This window comes from Aliagarivorans taiwanensis DSM 22990 (genome assembly GCF_000429505.1).
Classification (GTDB): Bacteria; Pseudomonadota; Gammaproteobacteria; order Enterobacterales; family Celerinatantimonadaceae; genus Aliagarivorans; species Aliagarivorans taiwanensis.
The window spans coordinates 1-3169 of the sequence record NZ_AUBZ01000070.1 but is presented as its reverse complement, the minus strand read 5'-3'; the positions used below and the strand labels follow the sequence as shown (position 1 = coordinate 3169).

Below are 3169 nucleotides of genomic sequence, written 5' to 3'. Positions count from 1 at the left end.
CGGTGCGCATAATGTATATTTGTTAGTCTGCTAGGTGCGCAGGTTGCGCAATACATACCTTTCCTATATCGATGTTGTACTCACGCAAAAAAATCTTCTTGTGCCGATAAAATGTTTCCCTGGGAAGCAAGTAATCTACCCGAACGCCAATACGCCATGAGATGTAAGTAGACCGCAGGCTCGATTTCAAGCGGATAATAAATAGCTGTTCTTTTGGTGTGATTACGATGTCCGAGTCATACATAAAGTTGTTTGCCAAATTAAAGTAAATAGGGTGGTCATGGGTTAAGGTTTTACTCGTGAACTAGCGAAGCCAAATGGAGCCTGGGCATCTAGATAGACTTGATAAAGAGCGCTGTACTCTTCGCTGTTTTTGTCTTCCATGCTGGCTAGCTTGGTTTGCAACTCCTGGCAGATATCATCCAGTTCAATTACGCCTTTCGCGGTTAGTTTTCCGCTTGTGGTATAGCAGCTGAAAATCCGATCTTGGTATTCAGTAATATCGCCCATGTTCTTAGCTCCGGTTCGTTAACTGAGTCAGTGAGGGCTGGCGCTTAGCGCCTTTTAGCCCTCGCTTACTCAGGTGACAACCTTGTGTATTGCTAGGTAAGGTTCAGTCAATGACTGGAGCGGAGGCCGCAGCGATTTTTTATTGCGAAGCGTTTTTAAAAAATTGACCGGGTGAGCATCCAGCCGAAGGGTATCATTGACGGGTTCTTGCCTAGTGATGCACGGAGCGCTCTAGTAGCCGAATACAAAAATGGCTGCCTAAGCAGCCTTCACATTTTGAACTTGGCGCTTCTCGAGCAGAGCGCCAGCGGCGCGAGAATGCGCCAAGTTCAATAAGGAAAGTATATCTTCGGAGGCGGCTCCGGAAGATCGTTGATTTCGATAGGAACGTAGTTACCTTTCTGAGCTGACTTAACATCCTCACCACACATAACGCATACCGGGGGAGTTAGCCCAGGGCAAAGCTCACTGTAATTCATACTTAACTTCCAGTACAAAAAACCACACCCTGAGCACTGAAAATCTGGCTCTAAACCGTCAGTGTAAAAGTAAAATGGTCCTGCTTTTACATACTTCATTGCGAATCCTCATGTTAGTTGTCTCCAACAGCTTGGGTTAAGGCCGCAATAGTGCTTTGTTTTTCTACTTCGGAGCTAAATGTGACTTCGCCTGACTCAATTTTACTGAGCAGCAGCTTAACCACGATAGGATCGGGAGAAGAGGGCGAAGCTACAGCAGAACTCAACTTCTGAATAAAACCTTCTTCATCATCGATAAAGCTCTGCATTACGAACAACATCTCAGTTTCAGAGATGGCATTCATCAGGTTGCTTACTTTACGAACGAACTCCGTAGTCTCTAACTTCCCCGAACTGAACTGACCACGGCAAATCTCGCGCTCGGTGATATCCAGGATCTCGCTCAACATGGCGACTTGGCTTGCTTTGGGTTCGGTTATTCCTCGTTCCCACTTGCTCACTGTTTGAACAACCACTCCCATGCGCTCTGCTAAGTCTTCTTGCTTCATGTTTAACGAAATGCGTCGCTCTTTAAGTACATTTCCTACATTCATGCTGGCTTTATCCATATCCACATTAACTTCCGTTTTAGTTTACTAGCACTTTTGGTTGGCCTATTATCAACATTAACATGTGTGTTAGTGCTTAACCATTTTTATACTTGCGATAGTGCTTGACGCATCTTGAGGGCTGAACGGAGTCGGGGGTCTAGTAACACCCGACTTTTGTCTCATTTTGATAACTCTTGGACGGATAAATGATCGATTGGGCAACTGTCGAAATCCCTCTAAACCATACGCCGATTTATGGTGGTGAGGTGATCTCAATTCTGCCTGACGGAACCCAGGAGTGGTCAACGCCTAAGCGAATGCAAGCCGTTGGAAGCTACGAAAAGAAGTTGTCGTTCAGAAGTGTTGGAGGTGATGGAGCAGGGAAGGCGACTCACCTCTGGATTAGCGGCAATCCATCGAAGTTCCTCCAAGGCCACAACGTGTTTGGCAGTGATGACCTGGTGTCATTAGTAGCTGATACGTTCGCTATTATTGCCAAGCAGTTCTGCTTAAAGCCAACGCTCCAGGAGCAACACGCGATTGCCATAGGTGACTATCAAGTCAATAAGGTTGATATCAATTATTCCTTCGACTTGCCATGCCGATCTGATGTTCTGGCATTCATTCGGGCAATGGAATTTAAGGCCAAAACCCGTCATGGCCGGCCGTCCATGAAAGGTGGAACGTTGTACTTTGGCGACAACCGTTCACCATACTGGTTTATCAAGTTGTACTGCAAAGCAGAAGAAATCGAAACCAATCGCGGCGCCTTACCAATCGCGCTGCAAAACCTCGGCATAGAACAATGGGTAGAAAATAAGCTCAGAATCGAACTGACACTAAAGCGTAAACAGCTTCGCAAGTTGGATGTTATCAACGCGAAAGATCTGAGCGCTGTCAGAGTGCGAGAGCTATTTAACGACTACTTGAGGAAGCTAGAGATGAAAGAGCAAATTGCATTAACCAGTGAACAGCAGATGAACCTGCCGCATCGGCTCCAGTCAACTTACATCTTATGGCGTGAAGGCCGCGACTTACGCAACGTACTACCAAGGCCAACATATTATCGACATCGTAAAGAGTTGCTGGAACACGGTATCGATATCAACTTGTGCCAAGAGTCACTGGATCGCTCAAACGTAGTGCCACTAGTGAAAATCATCGAAGCACAACCCGCAGTAATCCCTCGGTTCGCATACGAAAAACGCCTGGTGCATAGCTCAGCTAACAGTAGTGCCGCTTAGATCTGACAGCGCCAAAACTCAAGGAGCTAAAGAGATGGAAAGCAAACTAGAAGCAGCAACAGAACTGGAAGATCTGCTAATAAGGTTCCAGGTCATCGTTGACCTGGTGCCAGAATCGGAAGTCATGTTTAAAAGGATCCTGGGCAGTATCGAGGAAGAACTGCAGGAGATCGCAAATCACTTAGCTGCAAGTCAACGGCCAGAGCTAAGGCTTTATAAACACCAAGCCAGCCAGTAAAATCACGTAAGTCATTGAACATAATGGATTTACCATAAAATCTAAATACTGATGACACTTAACAGGCCAATGGGCCTGCTAAGTGCCTCAGATTTCACCTAGGATTGC

The 3169-nt window shown here is 46.1% G+C and carries 4 protein-coding genes; 2 read left to right on the top strand and 2 right to left on the bottom strand.

Translation table 11 applies throughout. The features are described from left to right. Positions 1–285: 285 nt before the first annotated feature. Positions 286–510, bottom strand: coding sequence for a hypothetical protein (locus G462_RS0119985; RefSeq protein WP_026960551.1), 225 nt, complete (start codon positions 508–510; stop codon positions 286–288). Between the two features lie 592 nt (positions 511–1102). Beyond that, positions 1103–1597 carry a helix-turn-helix domain-containing protein gene (locus G462_RS0119980; RefSeq protein ID WP_026960550.1) on the bottom strand — a complete coding sequence of 165 codons (495 nt, stop codon included), beginning with the start codon at positions 1595–1597 and terminating at the stop codon, positions 1103–1105. Positions 1598–1785: 188 nt separating this feature from the next. On the opposite strand from G462_RS0119980, the gene G462_RS0119975 reads away from it, so the two are divergent. Beyond that, positions 1786–2823 (top strand): phage/plasmid replication protein, II/X family, encoded by a 1038-nt coding sequence (locus tag G462_RS0119975; RefSeq protein WP_026960549.1) that lies wholly within the window; start codon positions 1786–1788, stop codon positions 2821–2823. Between the two features lie 34 nt (positions 2824–2857). After that, positions 2858–3061: a hypothetical protein gene (locus tag G462_RS0119970; protein WP_026960548.1), complete on the top strand. Its 204-nt coding sequence runs from the start codon at positions 2858–2860 to the stop codon at positions 3059–3061. Positions 3062–3169 lie beyond the last annotated feature (108 nt).